The organism is Pseudomonas sp. Pse1 (assembly GCF_024519635.1).
Taxonomy (GTDB): Bacteria; Pseudomonadota; Gammaproteobacteria; order Pseudomonadales; family Pseudomonadaceae; genus Aquipseudomonas.
The window spans coordinates 76445-94048 of record NZ_JALJRO010000022.1 but is presented as its reverse complement, the minus strand read 5'-3'; the positions used below and the strand labels follow the sequence as shown (position 1 = coordinate 94048).

The 17604-nt window shown below is 62.3% G+C and carries 15 protein-coding genes and 1 tRNA gene; all 16 read right to left on the bottom strand.

Going from position 1 to position 17604, the window contains the following annotated elements; genetic code table 11:
• Nucleotides 1-106: 106 nt before the first annotated feature.
• Nucleotides 107-182 (bottom strand) — tRNA-Val (locus tag NR126_RS24720).
• Between the two features lie 194 nt (nt 183-376).
• Nucleotides 377-1153 carry an SDR family oxidoreductase gene (locus NR126_RS24715; RefSeq protein ID WP_027616079.1) on the bottom strand — a complete coding sequence of 259 codons (777 nt, stop codon included), beginning with the start codon at nt 1151-1153 and terminating at the stop codon, nt 377-379.
• On the bottom strand, nt 1150-2361 hold the full coding sequence (locus tag NR126_RS24710; protein ID WP_027616078.1) for an O-succinylhomoserine sulfhydrylase: 1212 nt from the start codon (nt 2359-2361) through the stop codon (nt 1150-1152). Before NR126_RS24710 ends, NR126_RS24715 begins: the two co-directional genes overlap by 4 nt.
• A 76-nt stretch (nt 2362-2437) precedes the next feature.
• Nucleotides 2438-3943 (bottom strand): amidophosphoribosyltransferase, encoded by a 1506-nt coding sequence (gene purF, locus NR126_RS24705; RefSeq protein ID WP_027616077.1) that lies wholly within the window; start codon nt 3941-3943, stop codon nt 2438-2440.
• A gap of 41 nt (nt 3944-3984) precedes the next feature.
• Nucleotides 3985-4545 carry a CvpA family protein gene (locus NR126_RS24700; RefSeq protein WP_027616076.1) on the bottom strand — a complete coding sequence of 187 codons (561 nt, stop codon included), beginning with the start codon at nt 4543-4545 and terminating at the stop codon, nt 3985-3987.
• A gap of 98 nt (nt 4546-4643) precedes the next feature.
• Nucleotides 4644-5303 (bottom strand): SPOR domain-containing protein, encoded by a 660-nt coding sequence (locus NR126_RS24695; protein ID WP_027616075.1) that lies wholly within the window; start codon nt 5301-5303, stop codon nt 4644-4646.
• Nucleotides 5287-6594: a bifunctional tetrahydrofolate synthase/dihydrofolate synthase gene (gene folC / locus NR126_RS24690; RefSeq protein WP_256832121.1), complete on the bottom strand. Its 1308-nt coding sequence runs from the start codon at nt 6592-6594 to the stop codon at nt 5287-5289. The genes NR126_RS24695 and folC overlap by 17 nt, the downstream gene beginning before the upstream one ends.
• On the bottom strand, nt 6591-7511 hold the full coding sequence (accD, locus tag NR126_RS24685; protein WP_027616073.1) for an acetyl-CoA carboxylase, carboxyltransferase subunit beta: 921 nt from the start codon (nt 7509-7511) through the stop codon (nt 6591-6593). Before accD ends, folC begins: the two co-directional genes overlap by 4 nt.
• A gap of 274 nt (nt 7512-7785) precedes the next feature.
• Nucleotides 7786-8409 (bottom strand): phosphoribosylanthranilate isomerase, encoded by a 624-nt coding sequence (locus NR126_RS24680; RefSeq protein ID WP_027616072.1) that lies wholly within the window; start codon nt 8407-8409, stop codon nt 7786-7788.
• 63 nt (nt 8410-8472) lie between these two features.
• Nucleotides 8473-9297, bottom strand: a complete 825-nt coding sequence (truA, locus tag NR126_RS24675; protein WP_027616071.1) for a tRNA pseudouridine(38-40) synthase TruA — start codon at nt 9295-9297, stop codon at nt 8473-8475.
• A gap of 159 nt (nt 9298-9456) precedes the next feature.
• Nucleotides 9457-12372 carry a FimV/HubP family polar landmark protein gene (locus tag NR126_RS24670; protein ID WP_256832106.1) on the bottom strand — a complete coding sequence of 972 codons (2916 nt, stop codon included), beginning with the start codon at nt 12370-12372 and terminating at the stop codon, nt 9457-9459.
• 196 nt (nt 12373-12568) lie between these two features.
• On the bottom strand, nt 12569-13579 hold the full coding sequence (locus NR126_RS24665; RefSeq protein WP_256832104.1) for an aspartate-semialdehyde dehydrogenase: 1011 nt from the start codon (nt 13577-13579) through the stop codon (nt 12569-12571).
• A 225-nt stretch (nt 13580-13804) separates the two neighbouring features.
• Complete coding sequence (asd, locus tag NR126_RS24660; protein WP_027616068.1) at nt 13805-14917, bottom strand: aspartate-semialdehyde dehydrogenase; 1113 nt, start codon at nt 14915-14917, stop codon at nt 13805-13807.
• A gap of 67 nt (nt 14918-14984) precedes the next feature.
• On the bottom strand, nt 14985-16067 hold the full coding sequence (gene leuB, locus NR126_RS24655) for a 3-isopropylmalate dehydrogenase (RefSeq protein ID WP_008016234.1): 1083 nt from the start codon (nt 16065-16067) through the stop codon (nt 14985-14987).
• 52 nt (nt 16068-16119) lie between these two features.
• Entirely contained in the window at nt 16120-16887 is a 768-nt protein-coding gene (locus NR126_RS24650; protein ID WP_105755269.1) for a class I SAM-dependent methyltransferase, read from the bottom strand.
• Between the two features lie 66 nt (nt 16888-16953).
• Entirely contained in the window at nt 16954-17598 is a 645-nt protein-coding gene (gene leuD, locus NR126_RS24645) for a 3-isopropylmalate dehydratase small subunit (protein ID WP_027616066.1), read from the bottom strand.
• Nucleotides 17599-17604: the final 6 nt, after the last annotated feature.

Here is a 17604-nt window from a genome sequence, read left to right as displayed (position 1 = left end):
CCGCGACCCCCGGCGTGACAGGCCGGTATTCTAACCGACTGAACTACCGCTGCGCGTCGGTGGAAGCATTTCAGCATCCGCCCTGCTTACGCAGGACTCTCGGGAGTGGTGGGTGATGACGGGATCGAACCGCCGACATTCTGCTTGTAAGGCAGACGCTCTCCCAGCTGAGCTAATCACCCGTTTGCATCTCCGAGGCCGCGAAATTTACGCAGATACCGAAGCTAAGTCAATAGCAGGATTGAAGTTTTTCTGAAAAAGGCGGATTTGTGCATGACGCAAAGGGGGCCATGACCGTTGAGCCGCTTTCGCGAGCGGGCTCACTCCTACCGTTGAATGTATCTCGAATGCGGGAGCGAGCCTGTTTGCGATTGAATTAGTCGCTGTAAATCATTTTCTTGGTCATGCCGCCGTCTACCACAAACTCTTGCCCAGTGACGAAACCGGCATTTCTCGACAACAGCCAGGCCACCATCGCCGCCACGTCTTCAACTGTGCCTACCCTGCCCGCTGGATGCTGGGCGTGGTCGGCGTCGCTGAGGGGTTCGGCGCGGCGTGCAGAGGGATCACGGGCGTCGATCCACCCCGGGCTGACCGCGTTGACCCGAATCTCCGGGCCAAGGCTGATCGCCAGCGCGTGGGTCAGGGCCAGCAGACCGCCCTTGCTCGCCGCGTAGGCCTCGGTGTCCGGCTCCGACTGCCCGGCACGGGTCGAGGCCAGGTTGACGATGGCACCGTTATGCGCCCGCAGGTACGGCGCGCAGTGCTTGGCCAACAACATCGGCCCACTGAGATTGACCGCCAGAACGCGGTTCCAGTACGCCAGGTCGAGACTTTCCAGGGTGATGTTGCGCGGCTCGGCAACCGCCGCATTGCACACCAATGCATCGAGGCGGCCGAACTGCCCCAGCACCTCGGCCACGCCACGGGTCACCTGCTCCTCGTCGGCCACGTCCATGGTGATGAACCAGGCATGTTCGCCCAAGGCCTTGGCGACTTTGGAGCCACGCTCACGATCGAGATCGGTCAGCACCACCTGCCAGCCTTCGCTGATCAACCAGGCAGCGATGCCCAGACCGATGCCGCGAGCAGCACCGGTGACCAGGGCGACCCGGCCGTTGGCGCCGCTGATCGGCGCGGACAACTCGATCACAAGGCAGCCAGCCCGCGCGCCAGGTCGGCTTGCAGGTCGGCCACATCTTCCAGGCCCACGGCAATCCGGATCAGGCTGTCACGGATCCCCGCCGCTTCCCGCTCCTGTGGCGCCAGACGGCCGTGGGAGGTGGTGCTCGGGTGGGTGATAGTGGTCTTGCTGTCGCCCAGGTTGGCGGTGATCGAGATCAGCCGGGTCGCATCGATAAAGCGCCAGGCGCCCTCTTTACCGCCCTTGACCTCGAAACTCACCACGGCGCCGAAACCTTTCTGCTGGCGCTGGGCCAGTTCGTGCTGCGGATGGCTCTTGAGGCCGGCGTAGTGGACTTTCTCGATACCGTCCTGCTGCTCCAGCCATTCGGCCAGTTGCTGGGCGTTGGCGCAGTGCGCCTTCATCCGCAGGTTCAGCGTCTCCAGACCTTTGAGGAAAATCCAGGCGTTGAACGGGCTAAGGGTCGGCCCGGCGGTACGCAGGAAGCCAACCACTTCTTTCATCTGCTCGCTGCGACCAGCGACTACGCCGCCCATGCAACGACCCTGGCCGTCGATGAACTTGGTCGCCGAATGCACCACCACGTCGGCGCCCAGCTTCAGCGGCTGCTGCAAGGCCGGGGTGCAGAAGCAGTTGTCGACCACCAGCATCGCGCCCTTGGCATGGGCCACTTCCGACAGCGCGGCAATATCCACCAGCTCGGCCAGGGGATTGGATGGCGATTCGACGAACAGCAGCTTGGTATTGGCCTTGATGGCCGCATCCCAGCCGGACAGGTCGGCCAGGGGCACGTAGTCGACTTCGATACCGAAGCGCTTGAAGTACTTTTCGAACAGGCTGATGGTCGAGCCAAACACGCTGCGCGAAACCAGCACGTGATCGCCGGCGCTGCACAGGCTCATGACCACCGCCATGATCGCGGCCATGCCGGTCGCGGTGGCCACAGCCTGCTCGGCGCCTTCCAGCGCAGCTATGCGCTCTTCGAAAGCGCGCACGGTGGGGTTGGTGTAGCGCGAGTAAACGTTGCCCGGCACTTCGCCAGCAAACCGCGCGGCGGCGTCGGCGGCCGTGCGGAATACGTAGCTGGAGGTGAAGAACATCGGATCACCGTGCTCACCTTCCGGCGTACGGTGCTGACCGGCACGTACGGCCAGGGTATCGAACGCTACGCCTTCGAGGTCGCTGTCCAGCCGACCGGCATCCCAATCCTGACTCATGCTGTCACTCCTTGCCCTGCTCTTGAAAAAGGTCTTTGGTAGATACAAAAACCGGCCCCTGGGGGCCGGCATTTACTCAGTTGTTGTACAGATCGATGATCGCACTGACCGCCTGGGTCTTGACCTTGGAGGCATCGTTACGCGCCTGCTCGATCTTGTTCAGGTACGCCTCGTCGACGTCGCCGGTGACGTACTTGCCGTCAAACACTGCGCAATCGAACTGCTCGATCTTGATCTTGCCGCCACCGACCGCTTCGATCAAGTCAGGCAGGTCCTGATAGATCAGCCAGTCGGCACCGATCAGGTCGGCCACGTCCTGGGTCGAACGGTTGTGGGCAATCAGCTCGTGGGCGCTTGGCATGTCGATGCCGTACACGTTCGGGTAGCGAACGGCCGGTGCCGCGGAGCAGAAGTAGACGTTCTTGGCACCCGCTTCGCGAGCCATCTGGATGATCTGCTTGCAGGTGGTGCCGCGCACGATCGAGTCGTCCACCAGCATCACGTTCTTGCCGCGGAATTCCAGCTCGATGGCGTTGAGCTTCTGGCGTACGGATTTTTTCCGTGCTGCCTGACCCGGCATGATGAAGGTCCGGCCGATATAGCGGTTCTTGACGAAACCTTCGCGGAATTTCACGCCCAGGTGGTTCGCCAGCTCCAGAGCTGCGGTGCGGCTGGTGTCCGGGATCGGGATGACCACGTCGATGTCGTGTTCAGGACGCTCGCGCAGGATCTTCTCGGCCAGCTTCTCACCCATGCGCAGACGGGCCTTGTAGACCGATACGCCATCGATGATCGAATCCGGACGCGCCAGGTAGACGTGTTCGAAGATGCACGGGGTCAGGGACGGGTTGGTCGCGCACTGACGGGTGTGCAACTTGCCGTCTTCAGTGATGTAGACCGCTTCGCCTGGCGCCAGGTCGCGAATCAGGGTGAAGCCCAGCACGTCCAGGGAAACGCTTTCCGAGGCGATCATGTACTCGACGCCTTCGTCGGTGTGACGCTGGCCGAACACGATCGGGCGGATGCCGTGCGGGTCACGGAAACCGACGATGCCGTAGCCGGTGATCATGGCCACGACCGCGTAACCACCGACGCAACGGTTGTGCACGTCGGTCACGGCGGCGAACACGTCTTCTTCGGTTGGCTGCAACTTGCCGCGCTGGGCCAGTTCGTGAGCGAACACGTTGAGCAGGACTTCCGAGTCGGAGCTGGTGTTGACGTGGCGCAGGTCAGATTCGTAAATCTCCTTGGCCAGCTGTTCAACGTTGGTCAGGTTGCCGTTGTGCGCCAGAGTGATGCCATACGGCGAGTTGACGTAAAACGGTTGAGCTTCGGCCGAAGTCGAGCTACCAGCGGTCGGATAACGCACATGACCAATGCCCATCTGACCGACCAGGCGCTGCATGTGACGCTGCTGAAACACGTCACGTACCAGGCCATTGTCCTTGCGCAGGAATAACCGGCCATCGTGGCTGGTCACAATACCGGCAGCGTCCTGGCCGCGGTGCTGGAGGACGGTTAGCGCGTCATACAGCGCCTGATTGACGTTCGACTTACCGACGATACCGACGATGCCACACATGCGACGCAACCCCTACTTAATGAAACTGAACTGAACACGACTCACTGCGGCGTTTTCGCCGTCGGCAAGAGGTGCTCCTTGAACGGTAATTCAGCGGGTACGCTGATACCGCTGGCCAGCCACTGACTGCTCCACCCCAATATGAGGTTTTTGGACCAGTCTGCAACCAATAGAAATTGTGGCACGAGCCTCGACTCCTGCCACCAGGCATCCTGCTGTACCGGGCCCAGGCTCAATAGCCCGACAGCGGTGACCACCAGCAACGCGCCACGCGCCGCGCCGAAGGCCATGCCGAGGAAACGATCGGTCCCGGAGAGGCCGGTGACGCGAATCAGTTCGCCGATAAGATAATTGATCATGGCGCCAACCACGAGGGTCGCGACAAACAGGATGGCACAGCCCGCAATGATGCGGGCCGACGGAGTTTCGATGTATCCGGCGAGGTACTCGGACAGTGAGCCACCAAACATCCAGGCAACGACTCCTGCGATGATCCAGGTCACCAGCGATAGTGCTTCCTTTACGAAGCCGCGGCTCAGACTGATCAAAGCGGAGATGGCGATGATTGCAACGATCGCCCAGTCAACCCAGGTAAATGGCACAGTACAGCCTACAGACGGATAAGGCGGCGCATTTTAGCAGAGCCCATGGCTATCGGTAAGCTGCGATTTTCACTGCATTTCACATTGGAACGATAGTTTCAGCCACGCTCGGGCTGGAAGCGCACCACAAAGCCCTTGAGGTTCTGCTTGCGATTCAGCACGTCGCGCAAGCGGTCGGCTTCAGCGCGCTCGATCAGCGGCCCGACAAACACCCGATTCTTGCCGTCTGCGGTGCGGATGTAGGCGTTATAGCCCTGGCTGCGCAGGGTTTTCTGCAGGCTTTCGGCGCTTTCCCGGTTCGACAGGCTTGCCAGCTGCACTGACCAACTGACAGACAGGCCGTTGGCATCGACCCGGCTCTGGGTGGTGTCAGGCTTGGCCGTGGCGACCGGTGCGGGAGCCGGTGCCGGCTTCGGCGCTGGCGGTGTGACGGGTTTGGCCACCACGGGTGCCGGCGCGATCGGAGCGCTCGGGGCAGCCGCTGGCGTACTTGGGGTTGGCGGCACCGTATCACCGATGGCGATCTCGTCATCGCTCGGTACAGGCTCCTGCGGCAAGGCTTGCGGTTCAGGCACCACCACCGGCTCGACCTGCACTTGCGGCATCACGGGTGCCTGCGGGGCTGCCGGGGCCTGGACCACCACCTGGCGCTGCTCGTCTTCCCGGGAAAACAGCATCGGCAGGAAAATCACCGCCAGCGCCACCAATACCAGGGCGCCGACCATCCGCTGCTTGTACGCGTTATCCAGCAATGCCATCTGCCGCTTCCTCCGTGGAGCGCCGAGCCAGCCATTCAAGGGCCTCGGCGACACAATAAAATGATCCGAACAGCAGAATCTCGTCATCTGCAGTCGCCTGCGCGCTCTGCCCTTCCAGGGCCTCGGCCACGCTGGCATAGGAACTCACTGAAGCGCCAAGGTTCTGCAACGCTGCGTGCAAATCCGCTACCGGACGCGCACGCGCAGAATCGAGGGGGGCAACCGCCCAATGCGCGACGCTGGCATTCAGCTCGCTGACTACGCCATCCAGGTCCTTGTCGGCCAGCAAGCCGAACACCGCCAGGCGCCGACCCGCTACCGGCCGACTGGCCAGACGTTGCGCCAGATATTGCGCAGCATGCGGGTTGTGACCGACGTCGAGCATCAGGCTCAGGCGCTTGCCGTGCCAGGTGAACTGGCGCCGATCCAGGCGACCGATGACCTTGGTCGCCGTCAGTGCGGCCGCCAATTGCTCAGGAACCCACGGCAGGCCCAACAGTGCATAGGCCTGCAGCGCCAGGGCGGCGTTTTCCATAGGCAGGTCGAGCAACGGCAGATCATGCAACTCAATCGGCTGGCCCTTTGCATCGACACCGCGCCATTGCCAGTGTTGCTCGGTCATGCCCAGATCGAAGTCGCGGCCACGCAGGAAGAACGGGCACGCCAGTTCGCGCGCCTTGTCCAGCAGCGGTTGCGGGGGATTGAGGTCGCCGCACAGCGCCGGAGCGCCCTGACGGAAAATCCCGGCCTTTTCGAAGGCCACGGATTCGCGGGTATTGCCCAGGTAGTCGGCGTGATCGACGCCAATGCTGGTGACCAGTGCGATATCGGCGTCCACCAGGTTGACCGTGTCCAGACGCCCGCCCAAGCCGACTTCGAGAACCACCGCATCGAGCCCGGCACGCTGGAACAGCCAGAACGCCGCCAGGGTGCCCATTTCGAAGTAAGTCAGGGTGGTCTCGCCGCGACCGGCCTCTACCACAGCAAAGGCCTCGCACAGCTGGGCGTCACTGGCTTGTACGCCATTGACCTGCACCCGCTCGTTGTAATGCAGCAGGTGCGGAGAACTGTAGACACCGACGTTCAGGCCCTGCGCACGCAGCAACGAAGCCACGAACGCACAGGTGGAACCCTTGCCGTTGGTGCCGGTGACCGTGATCACCCGAGGCGCCGGCTTGCCCAATCCCATGCGGGAGGCTACCTCTTGCGAGCGCGCAAGCCCCATGTCGATGGCGGACGGATGCAGTTGCTCAAGGTAGGCGAGCCATTCGCCAAGGGTACGATCGGTCATAGGTTGGCAGGTGCCGGTGGAACCACGATTGGCTCGATGGGTGCAGCCACGAATACCGGGGTCGGCAGGCCCATCATTTGCGCCAGCAGGTTGCCCAGGCGCGGACGCAGTTCGGCGCGCGGGACGATCATGTCGATGGCGCCGTGCTCCAGCAGGAACTCGCTGCGCTGGAAGCCTTCCGGCAGTTTTTCACGCACGGTCTGCTCGATCACGCGCGGGCCGGCAAAGCCGATCAGCGCTTTTGGCTCGCCGACGATCACGTCACCCAGCATTGCCAGGCTGGCGGAAACGCCGCCGTAGACTGGGTCGGTCAGTACCGAGATAAACGGAATGCCTTCTTCGCGCAGACGCGCCAGCACCGCGGAGGTCTTGGCCATTTGCATCAGCGAGATCAGCGCTTCCTGCATCCGCGCACCGCCGGAAGCGGCGAAGCAGATCATTGGGCAACGGTGCTCCAGGGCGTAGTTGGCCGCGCGCACGAAACGCTCGCCGACGATGGCGCCCATAGAACCGCCCATGAAGGAGAACTCGAACGCCGAAACCACGACCGGCATGCCCAGCAGGGTGCCGCTCATGGAGACCAGCGCGTCTTTCTCGCCAGTCTGCTTCTGTGCCGCGGTCAGGCGGTCCTTGTACTTCTTGCCGTCACGGAACTTCAGGCGGTCCACTGGCTCCAGGTCGGCGCCCAGTTCGGCACGGCCTTCGGCGTCGAGGAAGATATCGATCCGCGCACGGGCGCCGATACGCATGTGGTGGTTGCACTTAGGGCAAACATCCAGGGTTTTTTCCAGCTCCGGACGGTACAGCACCGCCTCGCAGGATGGGCATTTGTGCCACAGACCTTCAGGCACCGAGCTTTTCTTCACCTCGGAACGCATGATCGAAGGGATCAGTTTGTCTACTAACCAGTTGCTCATGCTTTCTTTCTCCAGTACCGGCGGCCCGAACGCTCTGGTTCGCAGCCCCGCGTATGCCCTTGAGCTAAATTCATGTGTGCGGCGATGATCGGTCCGTTGCGGGGTCGGTACACGACCTGCCTGCAACGCACTCGACCCTCAGCCATCCAGACAACCGGCGCTGCGCGGTTGCCACTTCGGTTTCGGCCCACCCGAGGGCGGCGCCCGCCTGCTGTATGCAGCGCGGATTTTGTACCATGCAGTGGACGGCGGCAGACTGCCAGCCGTCACATCATCACGCGCTACCGCGCACAGCCTGCATAAATGCGTGAATTCTCGCGTGATCCTTGATGCCCTTGCCCTGCTCCACCCCACCGCTGACATCCACCGCATAAGGCCGGACCCGCGCAATGGCCTCGGCAACGTTGGCCGGCGTAAGGCCGCCAGCGAGAATGATCGGCTTACTCAAGCCCGGCGGTATCAATGACCAGTCAAAGGCCTCGCCGGTTCCACCGGGCACACCTTCGACATAGGCATCAAGCAAGACGCCGCTGGCACTTGGGTAAGCATTGCAGGCGGCGGCGATGTCATCGCCGGCCTTGACCCGCAGGGCCTTGATATAGGGACGGTGCCAGCTTTCGCAGAAATCAGCCGCTTCATCGCCATGGAACTGCAGCAGGTCCAGGGGCACCGCATCGAGAATCTCGCCCAGCTCACAACGACTGGCGTTGACGAACAGACCTACGGTGGTCACGAACGGTGGCAACGCGGCAATGATCGCCCGCGCCTGCTGTACCGTGACCGCCCGCGGACTCTTGGCATAAAACACCAGGCCGATCGCATCGGCTCCCGCCTCGACCGCTGCCAGCGCGTCTTCTATGCGGGTAATCCCGCAAATTTTGCTGCGAACGGCTGGCATGTCGTTGGAACCTCAGTGCAAATCGGGGAAAGTCCCGGATGGTAGCAAATGCATTCGCAGGCGTCAGCCGTCAAGTTCCGAGAATCCGGTTAGGAAATGCGGGCCGATATAACGCTCCGGCAGCGCAAACTCATCGCGATACTCCACCTGCACCAGATACAGCCCGTAAGGATGGGCCGTGACCCCGCCGGTGCGCCGCACGCGGCTTTCCAACACCTCTTTGGCCCACTCCACCGGACGCTCGCCGGTACCGATGGTCATCAGCACGCCGGCAATGTTGCGCACCATATGGTGCAGGAAAGCGCTGGCACGGATGTCCAGCACGATCATCTTGCCGTGGCGGGTGACGCGCAGGTGGTGGATTTCCTTGATCGGCGACTTGGCCTGGCACTGCCCCGCGCGAAACGCGCTGAAGTCATGTACGCCCAGCAGATACTGCGCGGCCTCGGCCATGCGCTCGACATCCAGCGGACGATGGTTCCAGGTAATTTCTTCGTTGAGGTGCGCCGGGCGAATCTGATCGTTATAGATCACATAGCGATAACGCCGGGCGATCGCCTTGAAGCGGGCGTGAAAATGCGCCGGCATGACCTTGGCCCAACTGACGCTGATGTCGTGGGGCAGGTTGATGTTGGCGCCCATGACCCAGGCTTTCATCGAGCGCTCGACCTGGGTGTCGAAATGCACCACCTGGCCACAGGCGTGCACGCCAGCGTCAGTCCGTCCCGCACAGTGCAAGGACACGGGCGAGTCCGCCACTTTCGACAGGGCATTCTCCAGGGCCAGCTGCACCGTAGGCACACCGGACGCCTGACGCTGCCAGCCGCGATAGCGCGAACCCTTGTATTCAACGCCCAGGGCGATGCGGAAAAAGCCTTCGGCGGCCATTTCGGCAGCCGGGTTATCAATATTTGCCAAGGGGTAACAGCCTGCTGATAGACGCAAAGGCGGGCATTATAAGGCGCTCATGCCGGGATGCCAGCCGCCCCAACAAAAACGGCAGCCTTCAGGGGCTGCCGTTTTTTCATTCACCGTAAGAAACGATCATCACGCCAGGCGTGCGAGCATCTCCCTGGCTTCGTTTTTCTGACCTTCACTGCCTTCGCTGATCACTTCACCAAGAATATCCCGCGCGCCGTCCTGGTCACCCATGTCCAGGTAGGCCTGGGCCAGGTCAAGCTTGGTCGCGACCTCGTCGGTGCCGGCGAGGAAATCGAACGATTCCTCATCACCGTCCATCGCCAGCGCCGCATCATCAGCGGTGAAGCTCGGCTCGCTGATCGGCGGGTCTTGCAGATCCGCGGAAAAACGATCCAGCTCGTCGTGCATGTCATCCAGATCAGCGATGAAATCATCCGATTTGCCAGGTGCGAGCATTTCATCGGCCAGGGACAGGTCGAAGTCGGCCGGCAGGTCCAGGTCGTCCGGCGTCGGCTCGTCGCTGACAGGCGCCTCGGCTACCGGTTGATCATCCAGACTCAGCACCGCCTCGTCTGCAGCCAGGGTCGCCTCGGGCACATCGCCCGCCAGGTCGAGATCGAAATCAGCCAGTTCGCCTACCGTGTCGGTGACCTCTGTCTGCTGCAAGGCCGAGTCGACGTTCAGGTCGTCTTCCAGCGGAAAGTCTTCAAGGTCAGCGACAGGCGCAGAGGCAACCACTGTCGGCGACACCGCCTCCAGTTGATCCAGATCGAGGTCGAAGGCGGCATCGAAGTCCTCATCCGCCACCACGGCCTCGGCAACAGCTGGCTCCTGGGCGACTTCAGGTTGATCGAGGTCGAGATCGAAGGCAGCGTCGAAGTCTGAGTCCAGCGCAGCCACGTCGAGAGGTGGCGTGGACTCCGTGGCCACCTGCGGCAGCTCTTCAGTCACCACAGGCTGATCCAGATCGAGGTCAAACGCGGCATCGAAATCCTCGTCCAATGCAGCGGTATCGGCGACAGGCGCTGCTTGCGGCAGCTCTTCAGGCACCTCGGGTTGATCCAGATCGAGGTCAAACGCGGCGTCGAAATCTTCTTCACTGACGCTGGCCACTTCAGACTCCGCTGCCGGGGCTTCAGGCTGATCCAGCATCAGTTCCTTCACATACTGGGCATCCAGTTCGGCGGTAGCCGCAGCAGCGGCAATCCCGCCCACTATGGCTGCGGCGGCCATGGCCGGGAAACGACCTTTCAGCTCCTCGACCTTGGCGAAGTTATCGCCATTGGCGATCAGCTGGCGCTCCTGGACCACGAACGCATCGCGATCGCCCTGCAAGCCATGGACTTCCATGAGCTTGAGGCGCAGATCGCTGCGCTGCGGCTCTTGCTGGATGCCTTCCTCGAGCAGGCTGACGGCCTGATTCAAACGACCTTCGTCGATATGCGTCTGCACGTGGTCGAGCAGGTCGCCGGAACGCTCGCCGGCCGGTGACACCAGCGGTGCGGCGATGGGCGCGGTCATGACCACCGAGGCCACTGCCGGGGTGACCACCGCTGCCGGAGCTGGCGCGACAGGTGCAACCGTCTCCTCAGTGACCACCGACGGGGTCACCAGCTTGGGTGCCGGTTCTGCCACTTCAAGACCTTCGAAGCTGTTTTCCGGCAGTTCCAGGTCCTCGGCGAAGGCGGGTTCTTCCGCCAGCGCCTTGGCCATGCGCAGGTGTTTCTCGGCTTCCTGCTGGGCCTTGCGTCGGCGCGCCAACAGCAACAACAGCAGCGCCAGCAGCACTGCGCCGCCACCGACCAGGCCCATCAGCAGTGGATTGGTCAGCAGTTCGTTGTAGGTTTGTTCCGGCGTCTGTTTGGCAGGCACCTCGGCCGGTGTCGCTGGCGGCACTTCAGCGGCCGGCGTCGGGGCAGGCTCGGTTGACGGAGTTGCTGGCTGGGCCGCCAATTCCGCCGGCATGGCTGCCGCCGGTTCGGTGCTGGCGTCCGCCGGCGCGCCGCTCTCGGCTTGCAACTTGGCCAACTGGTTGTTCTTCAGCTCGATCAAACGCTGCAGCTTGTCCATCTGGCTCTGCAGGTCGGCCATGCGGCTTTTCAGTTCGGCGTTGTCACGACGGGTGGTGTCGAGGCTTTCCTGGGTGACCGCCAGTTGGTTGCCGATACCCTTGCTGTCGCCCACCGCGCCTTTGCCGGCTTTCTTGCCGGACTCGGCCGATACCAGGCTCAAATTGTCCCGAGCCGCGCCGGATGCCGGCGCTGGCTGGCGAGCGCGGCCCGTCGCATCGAGTTGCTGCGCCTGAGGCGGCACGTAGCGACGCCCCTCGCGCCAGGCCTTATTCTGAGCGGCGACCTGGGCAATGGCCTGGGATTGCGCAAGGCTGGTGCTCTGCGTTGCATCCGGCAGGCGCAGGACCGCGCCAGCCTTCAAGCGGTTGATGTTGCCGTCGATAAAGGCGTCGGGGTTCAGTGCCTGTATCGCCAACATGGTCTGTTGGATCGAGCCACCGTTGCGTGCCTTGGCGGCGATTTCCCACAGGGTGTCACGCGGCGCGGTGACGTGCTGGGCAGTCGAGCCAGTCACCGGCGCATTGATGGCCGGGGCAGTTTGCGCGGCGGCATCGGCCGTCTCCGGCGAGAACTTCGACGGGTCGAGCAAAACGCTGTAGTCACGCAGCAGGCGGCCATTGGGCCACATGACCTGCACCAGGAATTTCACCATGGGTTCGGACAATGGCTGGCTGGACGTTACCCGCAGTACGCTCTTGCCGCTGGCATTGAGCACCGGGGTGAAGGTCAGATCGTTTAGGAAGGCCTGGCGATCCACGCCCGCCTTGGCGAAATCGTCAGCCGAGGCCAGGCTTGGCACTACTTCCGCCGCCGTGAGGTCCTTGACATCGAGCAACTCGATCTCGGCCACCAACGGCTGGTTCAGGGTCGACTTCAGGGTCAGTTCCCCGAGCCCAAGGGCATGCGCCATACCGGAGGACAGCGCCGAGGCGGCCGCTATTGCTAACACCAGTTTGCGAACTTGAACCATAGCCTCTTCCTTTGTTTGAACATTCCTCGGCCAGCGAGAAGGTGTTATTTGTCGCTGCCAAAAGGCATAGCGCACGAGCCTCGGATGAGTCCGTGCGCGATTAAGTCACGAGTGTCTGTACAGGCCGCGCATGGCGGCCCGTGTGCAAGCATAGCGTCGAGTTGAAATCATTCGACAAATTGTTGCCAAGTATCTTTTACACAAGGCGTTTTATCAACAATTCGGCCACCTGAACCGCGTTCAGCGCGGCCCCTTTGCGCACGTTATCTGACGTCAGCCACAGATTAAGTTCCGACGGCTCGTCGACTCCGTGACGAACCCGGCCTACGTAGACCACATCCTGGCCCACCGCGTCACCGACCGGGGTCGGGTAATCGCCAGCGTCCACCAGTTCGATACCCTCGCCCGCTTCCAAGGCTGCGTTGACTGCCGCCAGGTCGACCGACCGCGAGGATTCCAGGGTCACGCTCAGGCTATCGCCAAAAAACACCGGGGCTTGAATGCAGTTCGCGGAAATTTTCAGCGCTGGCTGCGCCAAGACCTCACGCAGTTCGCGCACCAGGCGTTTTTCCAGCAGGGTATGGCCCTGCGCGTCCGGGGTACCGACCTGTGCCAGCAGGTTGAACGCCATCTGCCGGTCAAAGAACCGTGGCTCCAATGGCCGCGCATTGAGCAGCTCTGCGGTCTGCCGGGCCAACTCGGTCACCCCTTCCCGGCCCAGAGCCGAAACCGCCAGACTGGCAGTGACGCTGACCCGCCGCAGATCGAGCAACTGACGCAGTGGCGCCAGCACCACCGCCAGGAGTGTCGCGGCGCTACTCGGGCTGCTGATCTGAAACGGTTGTTTCAAGCCGGCCAGCACCTCGGCGTTGGCCTCGGGCACCACCTGCGGCGCCTGTTCTGCCGGCAAGGCGCCAGACAGATCGATCAGCGCGCACCCCGTCGCCGTCGCCCGTGGCGCAAAGCTCAGGGTAGCCGCGGGACCAGCGGCGAAAAACACCAACTGGACCTTGGCGAAATCAAACTCATCGACCTCCCGCACCCGCACGTTCTTGCCCCGGTACAACACCGAACTGCCGGCCGACTCGCTGCTGGCCAACAGGTGCAAGGTGCCCACCGGAAAATCACGCTCCTCGAGGATCTGCACGAGGGTTTCGCCGACCGTACCGGTGGCGCCGACAACGGCGATATCAAGGGTCTGGCTCATGGTTCTACCTCAGGCGAAACGGGGGGAGCGGCACTTTACCGGGTGGGTGGCATGCAGGCAATTTATGTGGCGTCTCTGGGGGCCACCGCGCTCATCCAGAATTAACGCGGTGCCTGAGCATTCTTCGCGAGCAGGCTCGCTCCTACAGGCTGGAGGCCGGCAGACAATGGGAATAAAAAACCCGCGCCTTTCACAAGACGCGGGTTCTTTCATTGCATGACTAAATCAGCGCTCGAGCAGGATCCGCAGCATGCGACGCAGCGGCTCGGCCGCGCCCCACAGCAGTTGGTCGCCGACGGTGAAGGCGCCCAGGTATTGGGTACCCATGTTCAGCTTGCGCAGACGGCCAACCGGGATGTTCAGGGTGCCGGTGACCTTGGTTGGGCTCAGCTCCTGCATGCTGATATCACGGTTGTTCGGCACCAGCTTGACCCACGGGTTGTGCTGGCTGATCAGCCCTTCGATATCGGCGATCGGTACGTCTTTGTTCAGCTTGATGGTCAGCGCCTGGCTGTGGCAACGCATGGCGCCGACACGTACGCAGATGCCATCCACCGGAATCGGGCTCTTGAAGCGACCGAGGATTTTGTTGGTCTCGGCCTGGGCTTTCCACTCTTCACGGCTTTGACCGTTCGGCAGTTCCTTGTCGATCCACGGGATCAGGCTGCCGGCCAGCGGTACGCCGAAGTTTTCGGTCGGGTACGCGTCGCTGCGCATGGCTTCGGCCACACGGCGGTCGATGTCGAGGATCGCGCTGGCCGGATCGGCCAGTTGATCGGCGACAGCACCGTGGGTCACGCCCATTTGCTTGATCAGTTCACGCATGTGCTGCGCGCCGCCGCCGGAGGCCGCCTGATAGGTCATGGCACTCATCCACTCCACCAGACCGGCTTCGAACAGACCGCCCAGGCCCATCAGCATCAGGCTGACGGTGCAGTTGCCGCCGATGTAGTTCTTGGTGCCCGCGTCCAGCTGCTGGTCGATGACCTTGCGGTTCACCGGGTCCAGCACGATCACTGCGTCATCCTGCATGCGCAGGCTGGAAGCGGCGTCGATCCAGTAACCCTGCCAGCCGGCTTCGCGCAGCTTGGGGAAGACTTCACTGGTGTAGTCGCCGCCCTGGCAGGTCAGAATCACGTCAAGGGTCTTGAGCTCTTCAATGCTGTACGCGTCCTTGAGCGGAGCAATGTCCTTGCCCACGGACGGGCCTTGGCCACCGACATTGGAAGTGGTGAAAAACACCGGCTCAATAAGATCGAAATCCTGCTCTTCCAGCATCCGCTGCATGAGCACGGAACCGACCATACCGCGCCAACCGATCAGACCTACACGTTTCATCGCAACTACACCTTTTACAAAAAGTGGGCTCGCTTGCCGACATCAACGACAAGCGGGGCCCGAGAGATTACAGATTCCGCAGCGCCGCGACTACTGCGTCGCCCATTTCCTGCGTTCCGACTTTGGTGCAACCGGCCGACCAGATGTCACCGGTGCGCAAGCCCTGATCCAGCACCAGGCTGACCGCTTTCTCGATGGCATCGGCCGCCGCCTGCTGATTGAAGCTGTAACGCAGCATCATCGACACCGACAAAATGGTCGCCAGCGGGTTGGCAATGCCCTTGCCGGCGATGTCCGGCGCGGAACCGTGGCAAGGCTCGTACATGCCCTTGTTGTTGGTATCCAGGGACGCCGAAGGCAGCATCCCGATAGAACCGGTGAGCATCGAGGCCTGATCGGACAGGATGTCGCCGAACATGTTGTCGGTGACGATCACGTCGAACTGCTTCGGCGCGCGCACCAACTGCATGGCGGCGTTGTCGACGTACATATGGCTCAGCTCGACCTCAGGGTAATCCTTGGCCACCTGCTCGACCACTTCGCGCCACAACTGGCTGGACGCCAGGACGTTGGCCTTGTCCACCGAGCAGAGCTTTTTGCCACGGACCATGGCCATGTCGAAACCGACACGGGCGATCCGGCGGATTTCGCTTTCGCTGTACGGCAAGGTGTCGTAGGACTGGCGTTCGCCGTTTTCCAAAGTGCGGGTGCCGCGAGGCGCGCCGAAGTAGATACCGCCGGTCAGCTCGCGAACGATGAGGATGTCCAGGCCGGCGACGATTTCCGGCTTCAGGCTGGAAGCCTCGGCCAGTTGCGGGTAAAGGATGGCTGGACGCAAGTTGCCGAACAGGCCCAGTTGCGCACGGATTTTCAACAGGCCGCGCTCAGGGCGGATGTCACGCTCGATGGTGTCCCATTTCGGACCGCCCACCGCGCCCAGCAGCACGGCGTCGGCAGCGCGGGCGCGCTCGAGGGTTTCATCGGCCAATGGCACGCCGTGTTTGTCGATGGCGGCACCGCCGATCACGTCGTGGCTCAGTTCGAAACCGAGGGCGAACTTGTCGCTGGCCAGCTCCAGTACCTTGACCGCTTCGGCCATGATTTCCGGGCCAATACCGTCACCTGGAAGAATCAGAATCTGCTTGCTCATGCGTTCCTCAATGTCATCAGTCGGTGCGCCCACGGACGCACCCGGAAAAATTCTAGCGCTCTGCCATCAGTACCAGCACATCGGTACTGAACGAGCCATCGGCTTCAATCTGGAAATACTCGCGCACTTCATTGCCCATCGCCTGCTGCAACTCGCGGATCGCCCCGCGCATCACTTCCGGTGTGCGCATGCGCTCAACCCAGGAGGTGTATTCAAGGCGCAGGCGCTGGCGCGTAGTGCTGCGGGTGTGCAAACCGGCCTCGCTGACCTGGCGCAACCACTCGCCGGCAGAATAGTCACGCACGTGACTGGTGTCGCGCAGTACTTCGACGCTCTGCAGGTAAGTGTCGAGCAATGGACTACCCGGTGACAAGACGTCGACGAACGCCGCCACGCCACCGGGCTTCAACACTCGGCGCACTTCACGCAAGGCCAGGCCGAGATCGCTCCAGTGGTGCGCCGAATAGCGGCTGAAGACGAAATCGAATTCACCATCGGCGAACGGCAGGCGCTCGGCGGCACCGTTGACCGTGGCGATATTGCCCAGACCCCGTTCAGCGGCGGCGACCGCCACCACGTCGAGCATTTGCTGCGACAGGTCGTAGGCCACCACTTCCTTGACCAGCGCGGCGACGTGAAAGCTCACGTGGCCGGCGCCGCACCCCAGGTCCAGGACCCGGGCATTGCCCTGCCCTGCCAGCTCGGCCTGTAGCAGGGCGAACTCGCTGCCTTGAGCGTGCACGGCGCTGCTCAGGTAGGCCGAGGCCTGCTCACCGAATTGTTTCTGGACTACCTGGCTGTGCTGGGCGGTGCTGGTCATGGGGAGAATCCTTTATAGGGTGTCTGTTCTGGCCTGCTCGCGATGGCGGCATTCGCCATCCGCAAATCACGCGTCGCGAAACAACCACGGCTGGCTCGCACGATGCTTGGCTTCAAACGCAGCAATCGCCTCGTCGTCCTGCAAGGTCAGGCCGATGTCGTCCAGGCCGTGGAGCAGGCAGTGCTTGCGGAACGCATCGATCTCGAAGCTCAGCACCTTGCCGTCGGGACGGGTCACGGTCTGGGCCTGCAGGTCGATCTGCAACGGGTAGCCCGGATTAGCCTCCACTTGCTGGAACAGCTCATCGACTTCCGCGTCGCTGAGGATGATCGGCAGCAAGCCGTTCTTGAAGCTGTTGTTGAAGAAGATGTCGGCGTAGCTCGGCGCGATGATGCTGCGGAAACCGTACTCTTCCAGCGCCCATGGCGCGTGTTCACGGCTGGAGCCGCAACCGAAGTTTTCGCGAGCCAACAACACGCTGGCGCCTTGATAACGCTCGGCGTTGAGCACGAAATCCTTGTTCAACGGACGCTTGGAGTTGTCCTGATACGGCTGGCCGACATCCAGGTAACGCCACTCGTCGAACAGGTTCGGACCGAAACCAGTGCGCTTGATCGACTTCAGGAATTGCTTGGGAATGATTTGGTCAGTGTCGACGTTGGCACGATCCAAAGGCGCGACAAGACCAGTGTGCTGGGTAAAAGCTTTCATGCTGCG

Coding starts and splice junctions, on each gene's coding strand:
- NR126_RS24710 (WP_027616078.1), bottom strand. CDS start 2,361: ATGAGTCAGGATTGGGATGCCGGTCGGCTGGACAGCGACCTCGAAGGC.
- purF (WP_027616077.1), bottom strand. CDS start 3,943: ATGTGTGGCATCGTCGGTATCGTCGGTAAGTCGAACGTCAATCAGGCG.
- NR126_RS24695 (WP_027616075.1), bottom strand. CDS start 5,303: ATGGCATTGCTGGATAACGCGTACAAGCAGCGGATGGTCGGCGCCCTG.
- folC (WP_256832121.1), bottom strand. CDS start 6,594: ATGACCGATCGTACCCTTGGCGAATGGCTCGCCTACCTTGAGCAACTG.
- accD (WP_027616073.1), bottom strand. CDS start 7,511: ATGAGCAACTGGTTAGTAGACAAACTGATCCCTTCGATCATGCGTTCC.
- NR126_RS24680 (WP_027616072.1), bottom strand. CDS start 8,409: ATGCCAGCCGTTCGCAGCAAAATTTGCGGGATTACCCGCATAGAAGAC.
- truA (WP_027616071.1), bottom strand. CDS start 9,297: ATGGCCGCCGAAGGCTTTTTCCGCATCGCCCTGGGCGTTGAATACAAG.
- NR126_RS24670 (WP_256832106.1), bottom strand. CDS start 12,372: ATGGTTCAAGTTCGCAAACTGGTGTTAGCAATAGCGGCCGCCTCGGCG.
- NR126_RS24665 (WP_256832104.1), bottom strand. CDS start 13,579: ATGAGCCAGACCCTTGATATCGCCGTTGTCGGCGCCACCGGTACGGTC.
- asd (WP_027616068.1), bottom strand. CDS start 14,917: ATGAAACGTGTAGGTCTGATCGGTTGGCGCGGTATGGTCGGTTCCGTG.
- leuB (WP_008016234.1), bottom strand. CDS start 16,067: ATGAGCAAGCAGATTCTGATTCTTCCAGGTGACGGTATTGGCCCGGAA.
- NR126_RS24650 (WP_105755269.1), bottom strand. CDS start 16,887: ATGACCAGCACCGCCCAGCACAGCCAGGTAGTCCAGAAACAATTCGGT.
- leuD (WP_027616066.1), bottom strand. CDS start 17,598: ATGAAAGCTTTTACCCAGCACACTGGTCTTGTCGCGCCTTTGGATCGT.